Source organism: Rhodoplanes roseus (genome assembly GCF_003258865.1).
Taxonomy (GTDB): domain Bacteria; phylum Pseudomonadota; class Alphaproteobacteria; order Rhizobiales; family Xanthobacteraceae; genus Rhodoplanes; species Rhodoplanes roseus.
Genome location: NZ_NPEX01000048.1, coordinates 4,917 through 25,508, shown reverse-complemented (window position 1 = coordinate 25,508; position 20,592 = coordinate 4,917). Strand labels below are relative to the sequence as shown.

Annotated in this window: 11 protein-coding genes and 1 pseudogene; 7 read left to right on the top strand and 5 right to left on the bottom strand. The window is 69.4% G+C overall.

Annotation, left to right across the window (positions count from 1 at the left end):
• Positions 1 to 27: 27 nt before the first annotated feature.
• Complete coding sequence (locus CH341_RS35785) at positions 28 to 837, bottom strand: helix-turn-helix transcriptional regulator (protein WP_111418826.1); 810 nt, start codon at positions 835 to 837, stop codon at positions 28 to 30.
• Positions 838 to 2,524: 1,687 nt separating this feature from the next.
• On the opposite strand from CH341_RS35785, the pseudogene CH341_RS36400 reads away from it, so the two are divergent.
• From CH341_RS36400 to CH341_RS09610, 7 genes and pseudogenes are all read left to right on the top strand, one after another.
• Positions 2,525 to 3,526: pseudogene (locus CH341_RS36400) on the top strand (methyl-accepting chemotaxis protein); the annotation flags it as partial.
• Positions 3,527 to 3,931: 405 nt separating this feature from the next.
• Positions 3,932 to 5,623 (top strand): methyl-accepting chemotaxis protein, encoded by a 1,692-nt coding sequence (locus tag CH341_RS09635; protein WP_111418825.1) that lies wholly within the window; start codon positions 3,932 to 3,934, stop codon positions 5,621 to 5,623.
• Positions 5,624 to 6,041: 418 nt separating this feature from the next.
• The gene (locus CH341_RS09630; RefSeq protein ID WP_111418824.1) at positions 6,042 to 8,069 is read left to right on the top strand and encodes a methyl-accepting chemotaxis protein; all 2,028 of its coding nucleotides are present in this window, start codon (positions 6,042 to 6,044) and stop codon (positions 8,067 to 8,069) included.
• 221 nt (positions 8,070 to 8,290) lie between these two features.
• Positions 8,291 to 10,300 (top strand): methyl-accepting chemotaxis protein, encoded by a 2,010-nt coding sequence (locus CH341_RS09625; RefSeq protein WP_111418823.1) that lies wholly within the window; start codon positions 8,291 to 8,293, stop codon positions 10,298 to 10,300.
• Positions 10,301 to 10,497: 197 nt separating this feature from the next.
• Complete coding sequence (locus CH341_RS09620) at positions 10,498 to 12,189, top strand: methyl-accepting chemotaxis protein (protein WP_111418822.1); 1,692 nt, start codon at positions 10,498 to 10,500, stop codon at positions 12,187 to 12,189.
• Between the two features lie 245 nt (positions 12,190 to 12,434).
• Positions 12,435 to 14,126: a methyl-accepting chemotaxis protein gene (locus tag CH341_RS09615; RefSeq protein WP_111418821.1), complete on the top strand. Its 1,692-nt coding sequence runs from the start codon at positions 12,435 to 12,437 to the stop codon at positions 14,124 to 14,126.
• Positions 14,127 to 14,486: 360 nt separating this feature from the next.
• A complete protein-coding gene (locus tag CH341_RS09610; protein WP_111418820.1) occupies positions 14,487 to 16,178 on the top strand; it encodes a methyl-accepting chemotaxis protein in 1,692 nt (563 codons plus the stop codon).
• 79 nt (positions 16,179 to 16,257) lie between these two features.
• Here the strand turns inward: CH341_RS09610 and CH341_RS09605 are convergent, their stop codons facing one another.
• The 4 genes from CH341_RS09605 to CH341_RS35200 all read right to left on the bottom strand — a co-directional run.
• The gene (locus CH341_RS09605; RefSeq protein ID WP_111418819.1) at positions 16,258 to 16,713 is read right to left on the bottom strand and encodes an NfeD family protein; all 456 of its coding nucleotides are present in this window, start codon (positions 16,711 to 16,713) and stop codon (positions 16,258 to 16,260) included.
• A gap of 3 nt (positions 16,714 to 16,716) precedes the next feature.
• Positions 16,717 to 17,718 carry an SPFH domain-containing protein gene (locus tag CH341_RS09600; protein ID WP_111418818.1) on the bottom strand — a complete coding sequence of 334 codons (1,002 nt, stop codon included), beginning with the start codon at positions 17,716 to 17,718 and terminating at the stop codon, positions 16,717 to 16,719.
• Positions 17,719 to 17,864: 146 nt separating this feature from the next.
• Entirely contained in the window at positions 17,865 to 19,010 is a 1,146-nt protein-coding gene (gene hemH, locus CH341_RS09595; protein WP_111418817.1) for a ferrochelatase, read from the bottom strand.
• Between the two features lie 148 nt (positions 19,011 to 19,158).
• A partial coding sequence (locus CH341_RS35200; protein WP_210208230.1) for a DUF6537 domain-containing protein occupies positions 19,159 to 20,592 on the bottom strand: 1,434 nt, incomplete at its 5' end.

Below are 20,592 nucleotides of genomic sequence, written 5' to 3'. Positions count from 1 at the left end.
GGGTCCCGGCCGCGGAAGCGCGTCGGCTCAGGGCAGCCGGCGCATCTCGTCGTGCGGGCGCGTCAGGGTCCAGTGGATCGCCTGGGCGCGGTTGGGAACACCGAGCCGCGCCAGGATGCCGGACACGTGGATCTTCACGGTGTTGGGCGAGATCGCGAGCATCCGGCCGATCTCGATGTTGCTCAGTCCCTTGGCCATCAGCTCGAGCACCTGGCGCTGGCGCCGGCTGAGAGCGACCGTCGAGGTCAGCGACTTCGAATCGATGGCGCCGTGCAGGGCTTCGGCCGGCTGGTCGGGGGCCGGGGCGGCGGCGCGGATCGACTTCTCGATCGTCTCCATCATGCGCTCCAGCCGCGCATTGAACGGCTCGACCCCGAAGTCCTCCTTCAGCACGACCGGCCGCGGCCGGTCCGGCGAGGCACGCGGCATCAGCGACGAGATGTCGACATGCAGCAGGATCGCGCTGGCGCCGTCCTGCAGATACGGGAAGCCGAGCATCAGGAACCAGCCCTCGCTGCTCGGCGTCGGGCACGGATAGATGAACGACAGGCAGTCGATCCGGCCCTGCACGAGCTGGGTGATGCCGTCGATGATGCGGCCGGACTGCTCGTCCGCAAACGCACAGTATTGGAGATAGTTGTGGCCGGCCCCGCCGTTCGGCAGGGCGAGCCCGGACGTTTGCGCAAAGTCCTTCCAGGCCGCGTTCGCCGCCAGGATGGTGCCGGCGCGATCGAGCAGGACGGCGCGAACCGATTGGCCGGAAAACGGCAACTCGTAACTCGCGAAGGAATTCTCGAACTTCGCCAGGGTGCTAGGCGTTGCGAGGTGATCCATCATAGGTCAGCTTCTCGGTTGAAGGAGCATCGCGGGTAGTTCCAATTTGCTGATTAAATCTATTCTAAATACAAGCAACAGTACAACCATTCTGCTGTCGACACTTAACTGAGTCTCAGTTCTCATGATGAATTCAGGCGGGTTTAGGCTAGCCATAAGGTACTAAACAATCGCTCCAAACGGCGCATATTCTCTCTTTGTTCTTCTCAAATCACAAAACAAGCGCGTATCGGTCGTGAGCATCTATCGATAAAACAACTCAAAGCGAACTGCTCTCGACAAGTTTTCCTCAGGGCTAACCCCCAGTCGCCAAGGCTAGCTGCGCCCTCTTCTTGTCTCGATGAGCATGACGTCGTGCGGCCGAGAGTGCGCAGGGAGGCGATTCGCCGGACCGGTGGACACCGCCCGATCGGTCGAAATCTCCCGTGAATTCGTCTCGGCCGCCGGCTGGCGTTCGCCCCGTAGTCCCAATTGACGATGCGTAATCACCCGTACCGAGGTGGTGGTCTCGAATTTAATAAACTCTTAGTTGTCATCGCCCGTAATGAACACCGAAATCATCAGCGCGATACGAGACATCGGTCCGGCCGCGCGCGCGGCGGTGTCGTCGCACGCGCCGTGAGATCTACCAGGAGTGGACATCATGACGTCTTCCGAACGACGTGATCCTTCGTCACGGCGGCTGTCGTCGATCTACACGGACCGCAAGATCGGCACCAAGATCGCCATCGGCTTCGCCCTCGTGCTGGTCGGCATGGCCGTGATCGCGCTGCAGGCGCGCAGCGGCTTCGGCGCCGTCGACGAGAGCCTCGCCGCCTATGTCCAGCGCAACCGCGTCGCCGAGATCGCCCGCGACATCGACCGCGAGTTCGTCGGCCTCCGCCGGGTGATGATCGAGTATATCGGCAATCCCACCGACGCGCGTCTCGCCACCGTGCAGGAGCGGCGGCAGCGGGTCCAGGCGGCGCTCGATCACGGCCTGCGCGAGGTGCGCGCGCCCGAGCGGCGCGCTGCGCTGGAGCGCATCGCGGCCGATCTCGTCGCCTACGGCCGCATGATCGATACGGTGGTGCCGCTGCAGCGCCAGCAACGCGCCTTGTCCTCCCAGACCCTCGCGCCGCTCGGCGGCAAGATCACGGCCGCGGTCGACGCGCTCCAACGCTGGGCCGAAAGCCGGGGCGATGCCGATTCCGAGGTTCGGGCCGCCACCGTTCTGAAAACCTTCCTGCTGATGCGCCTCAACGTCGCCAAGACGTTCGGTCGGCTGGAGGACAATGCCGACAAGGCGACCGAGGCGAGCTTCCGCGACCTGCAGGCGGCGGTCGCCGCCGTCGACGCGTCGGTCGTCGATGCCGAGGGCCGCAGGCTCGTGGCCGAGATCCGGACCTCGCTGGCCGCCTATGTCGACGGCTTCAAGCGCTATGTCGCCACGCTCCAGGAGGTCGAGCGTCTGGTCGGCACCGAGATGGCCGCCAAGGCCGAGGACCTCGCCAAGACGGCCAGTGGCATTCGCGAGAGCGCCGCGGCCGAGCAGGCGTCCATCCTGGAGACGACCGAGAGCCGCCTCGCCGGCGCCATGCAGGCGGTCACGCTCGGCAGCGCCGTGGCCCTGGCGGTCGGTATTCTCCTGGCCTGGCTGATCGGCCGCAGCATCTCGCGCCCCATCGTGCGGATCGGCGACGTGCTGGTCGCCATCGCGGGCGGCGACCGCGCCGTGGCGATCCCCTATGTGGAGCGCCGCGACGAGGTCGGCGACAACGCGCGCGCCGCCCAGACCTTCAAGGACAATCTGGTGCGGATCGTCGCCATGGAGGCCGAGCAGCGGGCCGCCGACGAGCGCGCCGCCAAGGACCGGCAGGCGGCCGTGCACCGCATCGCCGACTCGTTCGAAGCGGCGGTCGGCGAGATCGTCGAGAGCGTCTCGTCGGCGGCGAGCGAGCTCGAGGCCGCCTCGGGCAGCCTCACCCGCACGGCGGAGACGACCCAGCAGCTCTCGACCGCGGTGGCGGCGGCGTCCGAGCAGGCGTCCGCGAACGTCGAGAACGTCGCCTCGGCCACCACCGAGATGACCTCGTCCGTCAACGAGATCTCCCGTCAGGTCCAGGAATCGACGCGCATCGCCTCACACGCCGTGCGGCAGGCCGAGGAGACCGACGCCCGCATCGGCGAGCTGTCGTAGGCGGCGGGCCGCATCGGCGACGTGGTCAAGCTGATCACGGCGATCGCCGAGCAGACCAATCTGCTGGCGCTCAACGCCACCATCGAGGCGGCGCGGGCCGGCGAGGCCGGCAAGGGATTCGCGGTCGTCGCCCAGGAGGTCAAGGCGCTCGCCGCCCAGACCGGCAAGGCGACGGGCGAGATCGGCGCCCAGATCGCCGGCATGCAGGCTGCGACCCGCGACTCGGTCTCGGCCATCAAGGAGATCGGCGGCACCATCGGGCGCATCGCCGAGATCGCCTCCGCCATCGCGGCGGCCGTGGAAGAGCAGGGCGCCGCGACCTGCGAGGTGGCGCGCAACATCCAGCAGGCCTCGGCCGGCACGGCCGACGTCGCCAGGACCATCGGCGAGGTGAGCCGCGGCGCCGGCGCCACCGAGGCCGCCTCCGAGCAGGTGCGCAGCTCGGCCGGCATGCTGGCCGTCGAAGGCAGCAAGCTCAAGGACGAGGTCCGTCGCTTCCTGATGAGCGTCCGCACCGGCCCGCTCGATCGGCGCGAGAAGGACGACCCGACCTATGGGGGGCCGGAGCGCCGGGCCGAGCGGCGCGGCGCGGCGGCGCGGGCGGCCTGACCCGGGCCGATCGAAAAAATCTAGCTCTCAGGCATTAGACGATCTGATCAGGTCGATCGGCCGACGGCGCGATCGGCCTGATCACGTCGCGAACGCCGCACATCGTCACCCCGGCCAGACAATCGGCATTCCTCGATACTCGACCAGCGCGTCGGGTCGCTCTCGATTGCACGTCGCAGACGGTAAAATTTTAATCAGTTCGGCCGATCATCTCCCGATAGTACCATTGTACGACTTCGGACCACCGACCGTCCGGCCGTCGTGCCTTTGCCATCGCACCTGATTGTGCCGTCTGTTCGGAGACGCGGGATGACGTCGTTGATACGCATGACCATCGGCCGGAAGATTTATGGACTGATCGGCTTGGCCGTGATCGGCCTTCTCGGGATCGTGGCGCTCGACTCGCGCGAGCTCGCCTCCGGTCTGAAGGAGCAGAAGCAGCTCGAGTTGAAGCATCTCACCGATCTGGCCGTCGGGATCGCCAAGGACGAGCACGCGGCCGCGGAGGCCGGGCGGATCACGACCGAGGACGCGCAGATGCGCGCAAAGAGCCGCATCGGCGCGCTCCGCTACGGCAACAACGACTATTTCTGGATCAACGACATGCAGCCCCGGATGCTGATGCATCCGACGCAGCCGCAGCTCGTCGGCAAGCCGCTCGCCGACTTCAAGGATCCGAGCGGCAACGCGCTCTTCCTCGGCTTCGTCGACATCGTCCGGCGCCAGGGCGCCGGCGTGCTGGCCTATCAGTGGCCGAAGCCGGGGGCCGACAAGCCGCAGCCGAAGATCTCCTACGTCGCGGGCTTCGCACCGTGGCAATGGGTGATCGGCACCGGCGTCTATGTCGACGAGCTGGATGCGCAGATCTGGACCGCTGTCCGCAATACTCTGCTGGTCGCCGCGCTCGTGCTCGTGATCACGCTGGCTCTGTCGGTCGTGATGGCGCGCAGCGTCACCGGTCCCCTGCGCCGGATCACGGGCGCCATGAAGGAGCTCGCCGGCGGCCGTCTCGACGTCGAGGTTCCGGGCATCGGGCGGCGCGACGAGATCGGCGAGATGGCCGAGGCGGTCGCGGTGTTCAAGACCAATGCGGTCGAGCATCGGCGCCTCGCCGCCGAGCAGGAGGCGGCGGAGCTCCGGGCCGAGGCGCAGCGCAAGGCCGACATGGTGCGGCTGGCCGACGGCTTCGAGGCGACCATCGGCGGCATCGTCGGCACGGTGTCGTCCGCCGCGACCGAGCTCGAGGCGACCGCGACGGCCCTCACCCGGACGGCGGACACCACGTTGCAGATGTCGACGACCGTGCGGGCCGCCTCCGGCGAGGCCTCGACCAATGTCCAGGCCGTGGCGGCCGCGACCAACGAGATGTCGTCCTCGGTGCAGGAGATCGGCCGGCAGGTCCAGGCCTCGAGCCGCATCGCCGAGGAGGCGGTGAGCCAGGCCGCCAGGACCGACGCGCGCGTCGCGGAGCTGGCCGTGCAGGCGAACCGGATCGGCGACGTGGTGAAGCTGATCACCACCATCGCCGAGCAGACCAATCTCCTCGCCCTCAACGCGACCATCGAGGCGGCACGGGCCGGCGAGGCGGGCAAGGGCTTCGCGGTCGTCGCCAACGAGGTGAAGATGCTGGCGACCCAGACCGCCAAGGCGACCGGCGACATCGCTGCCCAGATCGCCGGAATGCAGGCGGCGACGGCCGACTCGGTCTCCGCCATCAAGGAGATCTCCGGCACGATCGGGCACATTGCCGAGATCGCTTCGGCGATCGCCGCGGCCGTGGAGGAGCAGGGGGCTGCGACCGCGGAGATCTCGCGCAACATCCAGCAGGCGGCGCACGGCACCACCCAGGTGTCGGAGAGCATCACGGCGGTGAGCCGCGGCGCCGAGGAGACCGGGGCCGCATCGGGCGAAGTGCTGAGTGCGGCCGGCCGGCTCGCCGTCGAGAGCAATCAGCTCCGGGCCGAGGTGGAGCGGTTCCTCGTCTCGGTTCGGGCCGCCTGAGTCCACGCCGACACCGCTCGACGACTCGTGCCGAGAGCCGTCCGCCGCCTGCCGGCGGGCGGCTTCGTCGTTCAATGGAACCGACGATGAGATCCCGATCACCGCGGCAGATCGCGTGATCTGATCATCTCGTTGCATGATGAACGATAATGCCCGCTGATCGTGTAATAAGTTCAGGCTAGTCGAAGTGGCGCAAGCCCTGCGCCGAGAGCATGCAAATCCCAGCACTTATGCCGCCGGTCGGCATACCGGCAGATTCCCATCAATAGAAAATTCAGTAATCCGAATTCATGATCAGTACCGATTTCGCCAGCGGGTTCTCGCTGCGCTTCCTGCGGTACGGCCGCATTCGACAGGCCGCGATTCCAGCGTGGAACTTATCGTCGCGCTCAGGCCGTGCTCGGCCGCGGAGATCGATATGCGCCATATGCCCCTCTTCCGATTGCTGCTCCTTCTCGTTCTGATCCCGGTCGCCGGGCTGGCCGTGTTCGGCGGCCAGCTCGCCTGGGAGGGCTGGTCCCGCTACAGCGACCTGAGCCGGGCCTCGTCGGTGCTGCGGCTCGCGCTGGCGACCAGCCGGCTCGCCGAGGTGCTGCCCCGTCAGGCGGCAGCCGAGCGCGAGCTGATCGCCGGCACCGGTGATCGGGCCCGGACCGAGGCGCTGCGCCGCGAGGCCGATGCGCAGTTCGCCGTGTTCCGCACGGCGGCCACGCCCGACGTGCTGCAGAATCCCGCCATCGCGGCGCATGTGCGCGGCATCGAGGAGAAGACGGCGAAGTTCCGCGACCTGCGGCAGCAGATCGACGCCGGGACGGTCAAGAACCTCGCGGCGCCCACCATCGTGGGTGCGCCGATCGTCGGCCAGTCGATCGACCTGGTGGGCAGCGCGTCCGCCACCGTCAGCGATCCGGCCCTGTCGCGCCGGATCGTCGCCCTCTACGCCACCCTGCAGTTCGCCGACAGCCTCCTGCTCCAGCGCGGCGCCGGACAGCTCTCGCTGCAGAACGGGACGCTGCCGCAGGACACATGGCTGCTGCTCAGCCGCGGCATCGCCATGAACGGGCCGTTCGGCAAGCTGTTCGCCGACTATGCGCCGCCCTCCGTGGTCGCGCTCTACCAGGCCTTCGATTCCACCAAGGGGCGCGAGCTGCAGGCGCTGCGCGAGCGCGCCGTGAAGCCGACCGGCGAGCCGGCCTCGGCGGAGCAGATCAGACGGTGGGGCGAGCTCGGAAGCGAGCAGACCGCGCTGTTCGGCAAGATCATCCCCCAGGCCATCGAGGCGATCGGCGCCGAGAGCGACCAGATGCTGCGCGACGCCTGGTGGAGCCTGCTCGGCTATCTCGGCACGTTCGTGGTCGTGCTGGCCGCGGTCGTCGTGATGGGCGCGGTGGTGATGCGCATCGTGCGCGACCTGATCGGTCAGCTCGTCGCCGCGATCCACACCATGCGGGACGGCAATTTCGCCGTCGCCATTCCGCACACCGAGCGCCGCGACGAGATCGGCGCCATGGCGCAGGCGATCGACGGCTTCCGCGACAACTTCGTCCGCGCCCAGCGGGCCGAGGCGGAGCGCAAGGCGGCCGCGGAGGCGCAGGAGCGCAAGGCCCTGATGGAGAAGGTCGCGGCCGATTTCGAGGCGGTGATCGGCGGCGTCGTCGACACCGTGTCGTCGTCGTCGAGCCAGCTCGAGACCGTCGCCACGGCGCTGACCCGCGCCGCCGACACGACCCAGGAGAAGGCCGGCACGGTGAGCGCGGCCTCGGAAGAAGCGTCGACCAACGTCCAGGCCGTCGCCGCCGCGACCAACGAGATGACCTCCTCGATCGGCGAGATCAGCCGTCAGGTGCAGACCTCGAGCCGCATCGCCGGCGACGCCGTGACCCAGGCGGCGCGAACCGACGCCCGGGTGAACCAGCTCTCCCAGGCCGCCGCCCGGATCGGCGACGTGGTCAAGCTGATCACGGCGATCGCCGAGCAGACCAACCTGCTGGCGCTGAACGCCACCATCGAGGCGGCGCGGGCCGGCGAGGCCGGCAAGGGCTTCGCCGTCGTCGCCCAGGAGGTCAAGGCGCTGGCCGCCCAGACCGCCAAGGCGACCGGCGACATCTCGGCCCAGATCGCCGAGATGCAGGACGCGACCCACGACTCGGTCGTCGCCATCAAGGAGATCGGCGGCACCATCGGCCAGCTCGCCGAGATCGCCTCCGCCATCGCGGCGGCCGTCGAGGAGCAGGGGGCGGCGACCGGCGAGATCGCCCGCAACATCCAGCAGGCCTCGCAAGGCACGGCCGAGGTCGCCATGACGATCACCGAGGTGAACCGCGGGGCCGGCGAGACCGGCGCGGCCTCGGCCCAGGTCCTCGCTTCGGCGCGCGCGCTGGCGAACGAGAGCCAGCACCTGAAGGCCGAGGTGGGCAAGTTCCTGAGGACCGTGCGGGCCGCCTGATCGGCCGCGGCATCAGCTCGCGGAGGCGGCCGCCCTTTGTGGTGGCTGCCTCTGCCGAGACCCGCCGGAGCCGCGTCGCGGCCGCCGATCCGGCCGATTTTTCGTCAAATCTATCAGCGTATTGGGCGCATGGGAGGTGTGCGTCCGGGCATCGCGACTTTCATCCTGCATTAAGGGCTTGGCCCTAAACGAGGCGGGTTAACCCACCCCTGGATCTCGCCATGCCCCTGCCTCAGCTCCGCCTTTCGGCCCGGATCTACACGGGTTTCGCCGTGCCGCTCGCCTTCGCGGTCGGGCTCGCCGCGCTCGGCAGCTACGCCCTGCTGACCGTCAAGGCGTCGGTCGAGCGCATGAGCGCTCTGTCGTCGAACACCATCCGCAGCCTGCAGATCACCCGCGATCTCGAGGCGATGCGGCGCAGCGCCCTGCAGTACAAGATCGACGCCAGCGAGGCGGCTCTGCGCCAGGGCGGCGACGCCGCCAAGCGGGTCGCCGAGCTGCTGGACGCGTCCACCGCCGCGACGGTGTCGGAGGAGCGCCGGACGCTCTACGGCAGCGTCCGCCGGGGCATCGGCGAGTACGAGGAGCAGCGCCAGAAGCTCGTCGCCGTCGGCCGGGAGATCGCGGCGGAGCGCGCCAAGCTGTTCGCCGGCGGCGACGCCGTGTCGGCGGCGCTGGGCAAGACCATCGACGTGGCGCGCGGCCGGGACAGCATGCCGCTGGCGCTCGCGCTGTCCGATCTCGACAAGACCGTCCAGGCGGTCCGGGTCGCCAACTGGCGCTTCCTGGCGACCCGCGACGCCAAGGGCCCCGACATCTTCAAGGCCGCGGTCGCGAAGGTCGACGAGTCGCTCGACAACATGGAGCAGGCCGACCTGCCGCTCGACGTGCTGACCGCGCTCTCGCCGGTCCGCAACGCCGTGTCGGCCTACAATGCGAGCTTCCAGCTCCTCGCTGCCGCCCTGCAGCGGAGCGACGCGCTATTCGACACCGAGATGGCGCCCAAGATCGAGCGGCTCCAGGCCACGATGGCGACGGCGGAATCGTCCCTGCAGACCGATTTCGCCGCGGCCCGCGACGCGTCCGAGACGACGATCGCCGGCACCATCACGGTGCAGCAGGCGACGGCTGCGGCGGCGCTGCTGATCGGCGTGCTGCTCGCCTGGCTGATCGGCCGCGGCATCGCCGGCCCGATCCGCCGGATCTCCGGCGTGCTGATGGAGCTGGCGCAGGGCAACAAGGCGGTCGAGATCCCGTATGTGGAGCGGCGCGACGAGGTCGGCGAGAACGCCCGCGCGGCCCAGGCCTTCAAGGAGAACCTGCTGCGCATCGAGCGCGTGGAGGCCGAGCAGCGCGAGGCCGACGAGCGCGCGGTCGCCGAGCGCAAGACCCTCATGCAGCGCCTCGCCGGCGAGTTCGAGAGCGCGGTCGGCGCCATCGTCGACACGGTATCGACCGCCTCGACCGAGCTCGAGGCGGCGGCCGGCACGCTGACGCACACGGCCGAGAGCACCCGCACCCTGTCGACCACGGTGGCGGCCGCCTCCGGCCAGGCGTCGGCCAACGTGCAGAGCGTCGCCTCGGCGACCGACCAGATGACCTCGTCGGTCCACGAGATCTCGCGTCAGGTGCAGGAGTCGAGCCGGATCGCCGCCGAGGCGGTCAAGCAGGCCGAGCGGACCGACAGCCGCATCAACGAGCTGTCCCAGGCGGCGCAGCGGATCGGCGACGTCGTCAAGCTGATCACGGCGATCGCCGAGCAGACCAACCTGCTGGCGCTGAATGCGACCATCGAGGCGGCCCGCGCCGGCGAGGCCGGCAAAGGCTTCGCCGTGGTCGCCCAGGAGGTCAAGGCACTGGCCGCCCAGACGGCCAAGGCCACGGGCGACATCGCCACCCAGATCAACGGCATGCAGGCGGCCACGCACGAGTCGGTCTCGGCCATCAAGGAGATCGGCGGGACGATCGGCCGCATCGCCGAGATCGCCTCCTCGATCGCCGCCGCCATCGAGGAGCAGGGCGCCGCCACGGCGGAGATCGCCCGCAACGTCCAGCAGGCCTCGGTCGGCACCTCACAGGTCGCCGAGACCATCGGCGAGGTCAGCCGTGGCGCCGAGCAGACCGGCGCCGCGTCGAGCGAGGTGCTGAGCGCCGCCGGCCAGCTCGCCATGGAGAGCAACCAGCTGCGGACCGAGGTGAGCAAGTTCCTGCAGACCGTCCGGGCCGCCTGATCGTCCGCCGTGCCGAAAACGCGACCCGCCCGACCTCGTCGGGCGAGTCGTTTCGTGGGCCGGGCCGAGCCTCGCCCGGGAGGTCTCGAGGATCAGCTCAGCGTGTGTTCGACCCTTTTTTACCATTTTGAGTTACGGATGTTGGACAGGGCCAGCCGCCGTGCCACGCGCGCGGTGGTCGGCATCGGAGATCGACGATGTTGCACAAGGTCAAGATGACGATCGGGGCGAAGATCTACGCCGTGATCGCCCTGGGGTTCATCGGGCTGATCGGCGTCGCCGCGCTCGACTCGCGACAGCTCGCGACCAGCCTCGAGGAGCAGCGGAAGTCCGAGCTGCAGCATCTCACCGACCTCGCGATGAGCATCGTCAAGGAGGAGCACGCCGCCGTGCAGAAGGGCGCCGCCTCCGAGGCGGACGCGCAGGCGCGGGCCCGCAGCCGCATCGCGGCGTTGCGCTATGCCGGCAACGAGTACTTCCTGATCACCGACATGCAGACCCGGCTGGTGATGAACCCGCTGCGGCCCGAGATGACCGGGCGCGACATGTCGGACTTCAAGGACGCCAAGGGATTCGCCTTCTATCGCGCCTTCGTCGACACGGTCCGGCGCTCCGGGTCCGGCTACGTCGCCTACGACCAGAACAAGCCGGGCGTCGACCGGCCGCTGCCCAAGCTCACCTATGTGGCCGGCTTCGCGCCGTGGAACTGGGTGGTCGGCACCGGCGTCTATATGGACGACCTGCAGGCGCAGACCTGGGCCGCGACCCAGCGCTCCATGATCATGGCCGCCGTCGTGCTGCTGATCACGCTCGTGGTGTCCGCCCTCATGACGCGGCGGATCACCCGGCCGCTGCAGCAGATGACCGGCACCATGAAGCAGCTCGCCGCCGGCCGTCTCGACGCGGAGATTCCGGGCGTCGGCCGCAGCGACGAGATCGGCGACATGGCCGCGGCCGTGGCGGTGTTCAAGACCAATGCCATCGAGCGCCTGCGCCTGGAGGCCGAGCAGAAGGAAGCCGACGCGCGCGCCGCGGCGCAGCGCAAGGCCGACATGGTGAAGCTCGCCGACACGTTCGAGGCCGCCGTGGGCGGCATCATCGGCACGGTGTCGTCGGCCGCGACCGAGCTGGAGGCGACCGCGACGACGCTCACCCGCACGGCCGACACCACCCAGCAGAAGTCCGCGACCGTCAGCGCCGCCTCCGAGGAGGCCTCGACCAACGTCCAGGCCGTCGCCGCCGCGACCAACCAGATGAGCTCGTCGATCGGCGAGATCTCGCGTCAGGTCCAGGCGTCGGGCCGCATCGCCGACGAGGCGGTGAGCCAAGCCGCCAAGACCGACGCGCGCGTCAACGAATTGTCCCGGGCGGCGGCGCGCATCGGCGACGTGGTGAAGCTGATCACCGACATCGCCGAGCAGACCAATCTGCTGGCGCTGAACGCCACGATCGAGGCAGCGCGCGCCGGCGAGGCGGGAAAAGGCTTCGCCGTGGTGGCCAGCGAGGTCAAGGCGCTGGCCGGCCAGACCGCCAAGGCGACCGGCGACATCTCGGCCCAGATCGCGGCGATGCAGTCGGCGACCCAGGACTCGGTCGCCGCCATCCAGGAGATCTCCGGAACCATCGGCCAGATCGCCGAGGTGGCCTCGGCGATCGCCGCGGCGGTCGAGCAGCAGGGTGCCGCCACGGCGGAGATCTCGCGCAACATCCAACAGGCGGCGTCGGGCACCACGCAGGTCGCCGAGAACATCGTCGAGGTCAGCCGCGGTGCCGAGGAGACCGGCGCGGCTTCCGGCGAGGTCCTCAGCGCCGCCGGTCAGCTCGCCATCGAGAGCAACCAGCTCCGCACCGAGGTGCACCAGTTCCTGGCGACCGTGCGGGCCGCCTGACGGCAGTGCGGGCACCCGCGATCCAGTCGCCCGGACCTCGGCGGCCGCCACGCGATCGCCCCGCCCGAGGCGGCTAGACGGAAGAGGTAGAAGCCATCCCCAATGGGAATAGTACAAAAGAACAGTAGAGAGGAGCGGCTCCGCTTTTTTACTTAGGGGTGCGTCCTTTTCTATTCATTTTAATCGATTTGCAACCGGACGGGCGCTGACTGACGGAAGCATGTTCTGTCTTTGTCAGGTCCACCATGACACGATTTCTCGCCCTCTCGATCCGCACCAAGGTCGTCGCCGCGTTCGCAGCCGTTGCTCTGATCACCGCCGCACTCGGAACGTTCGCGATCGATCGCCTTGGCAGCGTGAATGCGACCGCCGCCGAGATCCGCGACAACTGGCTCCCCGCCACCGGCCTGCTGGCGACCATCGCCAAGTCGACGGAGCAATATCGGGTCAACCAGGCGACCCATATGCTCGAGCGGTCCGACGCCGCCATGGACCGGCAGGAGACGACCATGGCGACGGCCCTCAAGTCGATCGACGAGGCGTGGGCCGCCTACGAGCGGATGACGACCACGCCGGAGCAGCGCGCCCTGGCCCAGGCCTTCAAGCAGGAGTGGGCCACCTATCAGGAGAAGAGCCGGACGTTGCTGACGTTGTCGCGCAAGAACGATCTTCCGGCCGCCACGGCCCTTTATATCGGCCCGATGCGCGAGAACTCGGTTCGGATGCGCAAGGTCCTGACCGACACGCTGGACCTCACGGTCCGCGAGGGCAAGGCGGAGGCGAGCCGCGGCGCCGAGGTGTACGTGATGTCGCGCACCCTGATCATCGGCGCGCTCGTCGTCGCGACGCTGCTCTGCGCCGTGTTCGGCTGGTCGATCGTGCACGGCGTCTCGCGCCCGATCGGTCGGATGACGGCGGCGATGAAACGTCTCGCCGACAGCGACCTCACGGTCGCCATCGAAGGCGTCGGGCGCAAGGACGAGATCGGCGGCATGGCGGACGCCATGCAGGTGTTCAAGGAGAACCTCATCCGCGTCCACGCCATGGAGGCCGAGCAGAAGGAAGCCGAGGCGCGCGCCGCGGCGCAGCGAAAGGCCGACATGGTACGGCTCGCCGACACGTTCGAGGCCGCTGTCGGTGGCATCATCGGCACGGTATCGTCCGCTGCGACCGAGCTGGAGGCGACCGCCACCACGCTGACCCGCACGGCCGACACGACGCAGCAGATGTCCGCCACCGTCAGCGCAGCGTCCGAAGAGGCCTCGACCAACGTCCAGGCCGTCGCCGCCGCGACCAACCAGATGAGCTCGTCGATCGGCGAGATCTCGCGTCAGGTCCAGGCGTCGAGCCGCATCGCCGACGAGGCGGTGAGCCAGGCGGCCAAGACCGATTCGCGCGTCAACGAGCTGTCCCGGGCGGCGGCGCGCATCGGCGACGTGGTCAAGCTGATCACCGACATCGCCGAGCAGACCAACCTGCTGGCGCTCAACGCGACCATCGAGGCGGCGCGCGCCGGCGAAGCGGGAAAAGGCTTCGCCGTGGTGGCCAGCGAGGTCAAGGCGCTGGCCGGCCAGACCGCCAAGGCGACCGGCGACATCTCGGCCCAGATCTCCGCCATGCAGGCGGCGACCCAGGACTCGGTCGCCGCCATCAAGGAGATCTCGGGCACGATCGGGCAGATCGCCGAGGTCGCCTCGGCGATCGCGGCGGCTGTGGAGCAGCAGGGCGCCGCCACGGCGGAGATCTCGCGCAACATCCAGCAGGCGGCGGCCGGCACCTCCGAGGTGGCCGAGACCATCACCACGGTCAGCCGCGGCGCCGAGGAGACGGGAGCGGCCTCGGGCGAGGTGCTGAACGCCGCCGGCCAGCTCGCCATCGAGAGCAGCCAGCTCCGCACCGAGGTGCACAACTTCCTGGCCACGGTCCGGGCCGCCTGAGCCCATTTTTTCGAACGCCGCCACCGCGCAAGCCGCCTGTCGCCGACGGGCGGCTTTGCTGCGTGACGGTGCGTCTTGTGTAGGCGATCGAGGGAAGAGCGATGCCAGCGATCGATCTCGTGTTGCGATGTCCGGAACAATCAGCGGGACAAACGATCGACGCCTCATGGATAATAACCTGCGGCGGAACTGATCCATAAAATCCGTCAACCTAAAAATAATTCCTTTGTACGAGTCTGCCCTCCGCAGATACCGCAATTCGATGCAGGACCGATGTGCTGTCGGTGGTCGTGTTCGGTGAATGCTTTCGTCCGGCCGCCTGACAGGCGGTGACTGAACCACGGTGCCGAAGGGGCTTTCATGTCGCTGCTGACCCGAATCCGTATTCTCCCGAAAATCCTGAGCGTCATTGCGCTGCTCGCTGCCGTCGCCGGCGTCGGCGCCTGGTACGCCGGGCAGAAGATCGCGGCCATCGATGTCGCCTACAGTCGGTTTCTCGACACCGAAGCCGTGGCGTGGGTCAGCCTCACCCGTGTCAACCGCAGCCTCTACAACTACGAGATGCTGCTCTATCGGATGATCGCGGAGACCAGCGATTCCCAGATGCGTGCCCTGGTGCCGGAGCTGGACAAGGCCACCGATCAGGTCGACCGGCTGTTCCGACTCGCCAAGGAGAAGGCACCCCGAATCGCGGCCCGGATCGAGCAGAACGAACGGACGCTGCGCGAGGTGCGTGATGCGGCCAAGCCGGTCGTCGAGCTGACGCTCAAGAACGTCAACGACCAGGCGACCGACCTGATGCGCACCACCGTGGATCCGCTGCTGTCGAAGCTGACCAAGGACAATGTCGCGCTGGCGGCCGAACTGGACAACTCCATCAAGGCCGGCTCCGAGGCGTTGACTGCGACCAGCCAGGCCGCCGTCGTGTCGACCTATCTGATCGTCGGCGCCGGCGTGGCGATCGCGCTGCTGATCGCGGTCCTGATCGCCCAGTTCGGCATCGCCCGTCCGCTCACCCGGCTCACCGCCGGCATGCGTGAGCTCGCCGACGGCAATTTCGACGTCGTGCTGGCCGGCGTCGGCCGCAAGGACGAGATCGGCGAGATCGCCGGCGCGGTCGAGCTGTTCAAGGTCAAGGCGGCCGAGAAGGCCGAGCGCGACGCGGCCGAGAAGGCCGATGCCGACCAGCGCGCGGCGGCCGAGCGCAAGACCGCGATGCTGCGGCTCGCCGGCGATTTCGAAGCGGCGGTGGGCGAGATCATCGAGACGGTGTCGTCGGCCTCGACCGAGCTCGAGGCGGCGGCCGGCACGCTGACCCGTACGGCCGAAACGACGCAGCGGCTCTCCACCACGGTGGCCTCGGCGTCCGAGCAGGCCTCCGCCAACGTGCAGAGCGTCGCCTCGGCGACCGACCAGATGACGTCCTCGGTGCAGGAGATCTCCCGCCAGGTGCAGGAGTCGAGCCGCATCGCCGGCGACGCCGTCAAGCAGGCCGAGAAGACCGATGGTCGCATCACCGAGCTGTCGCAGGCGGCGAGCCGCATCGGCGACGTGGTCAAGCTGATCACGGCGATCGCCGAGCAGACGAATCTGCTGGCGCTCAACGCGACGATCGAGGCGGCCCGCGCCGGCGAGGCCGGCAAGGGCTTCGCCGTCGTCGCCAACGAGGTGAAGGCGCTGGCGGCCCAGACCGGCAAGGCCACCGGCGAGATCTCGACCCAGATCGGCGCCATGCAGGCGGCGACCAGCGACTCCGTCACGGCCATCAAGGAGATCGGCGGCACCATCGGCCGCATCGCCGAGATCGCCTCGACCATCGCGGCGGCCGTCGAGGAGCAGGGGGCCGCGACCGGCGAGATCGCCCGCAACGTCCAGCAGGCCGCGACCGGGACGACCGAGGTGGCGCGCAACATCACCGATGTCAGCCGCGGTGCCGCCGAGACCGGCTCGGCCTCCTCCCAGGTGCTCTCCTCGGCGCAGTCGCTGGCGGGCGAGAGCTCCCGTCTGAAGCTCGAGGTCGGAAAGTTCCTGCAGACCGTCCGGTCGGCGTAACCCGCGGCCCGGAGCTCACGGCGGCCCGTCGCTGCGGCGGCGGGCCGCCGGTCTCACGTCCTGGGCGTGCGGCCCGGTCTCAGCCCTCCACGCGTTCCACGTGGATGATCGCGCCGTCGACCCGGGCGATGCGGATGCGGGCGCCGGCCGGCGTGTCGGCGCCGGTCACCCGCCACACCGTGTCGTCGACCGCGATCGTGCCGGCGCCGCCGACGATCGGCTGCTCCAGCGTGAACACGCGACCCACCATCGCCTCGACGCGGCGGTTGAGGAACGGCTGGTCGGTCGTCTCGCCGGCCCGCGCCAGCTTGCGCCACAGCGGGATGGCGGCGAGCGAGATCAGCGCGAAGGCGAGCCACTGGAGCTGCCAGGTCCAGGCGATCACGAACGACACCAGGCCGACGATCAGCGCGGCGATGCCGAGCCACAACAGGAAGATGCCGGGGACCACGATCTCGGCGATCAGCAGCACGGCGGCGGCGGTGAGCCAGCCCCACGGACCGAGCGACGCGCCGAGCGAGGAGAGGAGCGACACGGCTCACCTCCCCGGCACGAGCGGCGGGACGGCCGGGCCGGTCGGCGGCGCGGGGCGTCCGGCCGGCCGCGGCGCGCCCTGGGCGCGCTCCTCGAACGTCGACTTGGCGATCTCGGCGATGCCGGCGAGCGAGCCGAGCACGCTGGTCGCCTCGATCGGCAGCATCAGCACCTTCTGGTTCGGCGAGCGCGCGAGCTCGGCGAAGGCCTTGAGGTACTTCTCGGCGATGAAGTAGTTGAGCGCCGCGACATTGCCCTGCTCGACCGCCTGGCTCACCATCTCGGTCGCCTTGGCCTCGGCCTGAGCGAGCCGCTCGCGCGCCTCGGCGTCGCGGAACGCCGCCTCGCGCCGCCCCTCGGCCTCCAGGATCTGCGACTGCTTCGCCCCTTCGGCGCGAAGAATCTCGGACTGCCGCTGGCCCTCGGCGGTGAGGATCTCGGCGCGCTTCTCGCGCTCCGCCTTCATCTGCCGGCCCATCGCGTTGACCAGGTCGGCGGGCGGGAAGATGTCCTTGATCTCGATGCGGTTGACCTTGATGCCCCAGGCCGACACGGCGGCGTCGACGACGCGCAGCAGCCGGACATTGATCTCGTCGCGATGCGACAGCATCTGGTCCAGATCCATCGAGCCGATCACGGAGCGGATGTTGGTCATCGTCAGCTTGATGATGGCCTGGTCCAGATAGGCGATCTCGTAGCTCGCCTTGACGGCGTCGACGACCTGGAAGAAGGCGACGCCGTCGACCGTGACGCTGGCATTGTCCTTGGTGATCACCTCCTGCTGGGGGATGTCGATCACCTGCTCCATCACGTTGATCTTGCGCCCGATCTGATCGACGAACGGGACGATCAGGTTGAGGCCCGGATAGAGCAGCCTCGTGTAGCGGCCGAACCGCTCCACCGTCCAGTTGAAGCCCTGCGGCACCGTCTTCACGCCCAGGAAGACGGTGAGGATGGCGAGCAGGACCAGGATGATGATGAAAATGTCGAGGCCGCCGAGAATCATCGAAGCGCTCCCGTTGAGAATCCGCGCGGAGTGTGGCGGTGCGGGCATGCTCCCGCAAGCGCCGCACCGCACGGCATGTCGGTCGAATCGATGGTTAGGCCGGCCGGAGGGCGTGCCGGTTCATGCCGGAGGCCGGGAAAGGCCGCTCAGCCGTCCACCCAGCCCTTCAGCTCGCGCCGGACGACGGCGCGGATCACCTCCATGCCGGGCGCGCTGTCGTTGAGGCACGGTATGGCGGCGAACCGCTCGCCCCCGTTGTGGTGGAAGATCTCGGCGTTCTCGCCGGAAATCTCCTCCAGCGTCTCCAGGCAGTCCGAGGTGAAGCCGGGCGTCACCACGGCGAGGCTCTTGACGCCGCTCTCCGCCAGCGCCTTCACGGTCATGTCGGTGTAGGGCTGCAGCCATTCGGCGCGGCCGAAGCGCGACTGGAAGGTGAGGCGGAAGCGGTTCTCGTCCATGCCGAGGCGGGCGCGCAGCAGCCGGTGCGTCTTGGCGCAGTGGCAGTAATAGGGGTCGCCCTTGACGAAATACTCCTTCGGGATGCCGTGGAAGGAGGCGATCAGCACCTCGGGCGTGAACGGCAGCTTGGCGAGCTCGCTCTCGATCGAGCGGGCCAGCGCGTCGATATAGACGGGGTCGTCGTACCAGGGATGCGCGACCCGCAGGGTCGGCTGCCAGCGCATCCGCATCAGCGAGCGGAACGCCTCGTCGCACACCGTGGCGGTGGTCGCGGCGGCGTATTGCGGATAGAGCGGCACCAGCAGGATGCGGTCGCAGCCCTGGGCCTGCAGGGCCTTCAGGCGCGAGTCCATCGACGGGTTGCCGTAGCGCATGGCCCAGTCGACCACCAGCCGGTCGTCGACGGTCGCGAGCGCCGCGGCGAGCTGCTCGCTCTGCGACCGGGTGATGGTCTTGAGCGGCGACTCGTTCTTCTCGGTGTTCCAGATCTTCTCGTAGTCGCGGCCCTTCTGGGCCGGGCGGGTGCGCAGGATGATGCCGTTGAGCACCAGCTTCCAGATCAGGCCCGTCTCCTCGATGACGCGCCGGTCGGACAGGAACTCCTTGAGGTATTTGCGGACCGAGACGGCGTCCGTGCCGTCCGGCGTGCCGAGATTGACGATGAGCACGCCGACGCGGCCACTCTCCACCGGCGGATGGTCGGCGGGGCGGTGCGAGGCCGCGGCACGCGGGCCGGCGCCCGGCAGGCCGGTGCCGCGGGCCGCCGCGCCGAAAGGCGGCTCGGGGGCCAGGCTGGTCTCGCGAGACCCGGGGGTGCGGATGCTCTCGTTCATCGTGTCGGCTGATCTCCCGAGGAAGCGAATAGCAGGACCGGGGCCCGGCAGCCAGACCCCTCCGCAGGACCGGCTGCGACCGATGGCGGCGGCCGGGCGCACGACCCGGGCCGCCCGCGCCGGCCGGCCCAGGCCGCGGGCCGATCCGTCACTCGGCCGCCTCCAGCCGCAGCGAGGGGCTGCGGAACTCCGCCAGCAGCATCGCCTCCTCGGCCTTGGCGAGGGCGATGGAGCGCATCTTCACGTGGCCGAAGCCGCGGATGTGCTCCGGCACCGCGGCGAGCGCCACCGCGAGCGCGTGGTTGTCCAGGTCGAGCCCGCCCACGACCTCGTCCAGCACCGCCTCGTAGTCGCCGACCAGGGCCCATTCGGCGCGCCGCTCCGCGGTCCAGCCGAACGGGTCGAGGCGGGTGCGGCGCAGCCGCTTGCAGGCGGCGAGGCCGCGCAGCACCGGAAAGATCCAGGGTCCGACCGTGATCTTGCGGGCGACGCCGTGGCGGTCCTTCCTGGCCAGCAGCGGCGGCGCGAGATGCAGGCGCAGCCGCGGCGTCCCGGCGAACGATTCGCCGAGCTGGCGCAGGAACGAGCCGTCCGTCCACAGCCGCGCCACCTCGTACTCGTCCTTCACGGCCATCAGGCGGAACAGGCTTTTGGCCACCGCCTCGGTCAACGCCGTCCGGCCGGGGGCGCGCTCGGCCTCGATCGCCCTCACGGCCTCGACCCGGGCGCGGTAGCGCGCCGTGTAGGCGGCGTCCTGGTAGGCGGTCAGGACCGCCACGCGCCGCGCGATGGTCTCCTCGAGCGAGCCCGAGAGGTGCCGGGGCGAGGCCGGGTCGGCGACGGCCGGAGCCGTCAGGGCCTGCGCCGCGGCGGGATCGAGCGCGATCCGGCGGCCGACCCGGAATGCCGCCAGGGTGGTCTCCACCGCCTCGCCGTTGAGCGCGATCGCCCGCTCGATCGCCGCCGCCGAGAGCGGCACGGCGCCGAGCTGGAAGGCGCAGCCGAGCAGCACGACATTGGCGGCGATCGAGTGGCCGAACAGCGCGGTCGCGACGGCGCCGGCGTCGAGGAAGCGCACCGGCCCGGGATCGCCGTCCGACCCACGCGCCGCGTCCACGATCGCCCGGCGCAGCCGCTCCGCCGGGAGCCGCAGGTCGGGATGGCGGGTGAACGGTCCCGGCATCACCTCGGCCGTGTTCACCACCACCCGGGTGGCGCCCGGCTTCACGGTGGCGAGCACGGCGCGGCCGGCCGCCACCACGAGGTCACCGCCCAGCACCAGGTCGGCCCCCTGCGCGGCGAGCCGGATCGCATGGATGTCCTCGGGGCGGGCGGCGATGCGGACATGGCTGTGCACGCTGCCGCCCTTCTGGGCGAGGCCGGCCATGTCGATCACCCCGGCCGCCTTGCCGTCGAGATGCGCCGCCATCGCCAGGATCGCCCCCACCGTGACGACCCCGGTCCCGCCGATCCCGCTGATCAGGATGCCGTAGGTCTTCTCCACCGTCGGCAGCGTGGGGTCGGGAGGCGAACTCTCTTCCACCTTCCCCTGGAGGGGGAGGGTCGGCGCGCTCCGCGCGCC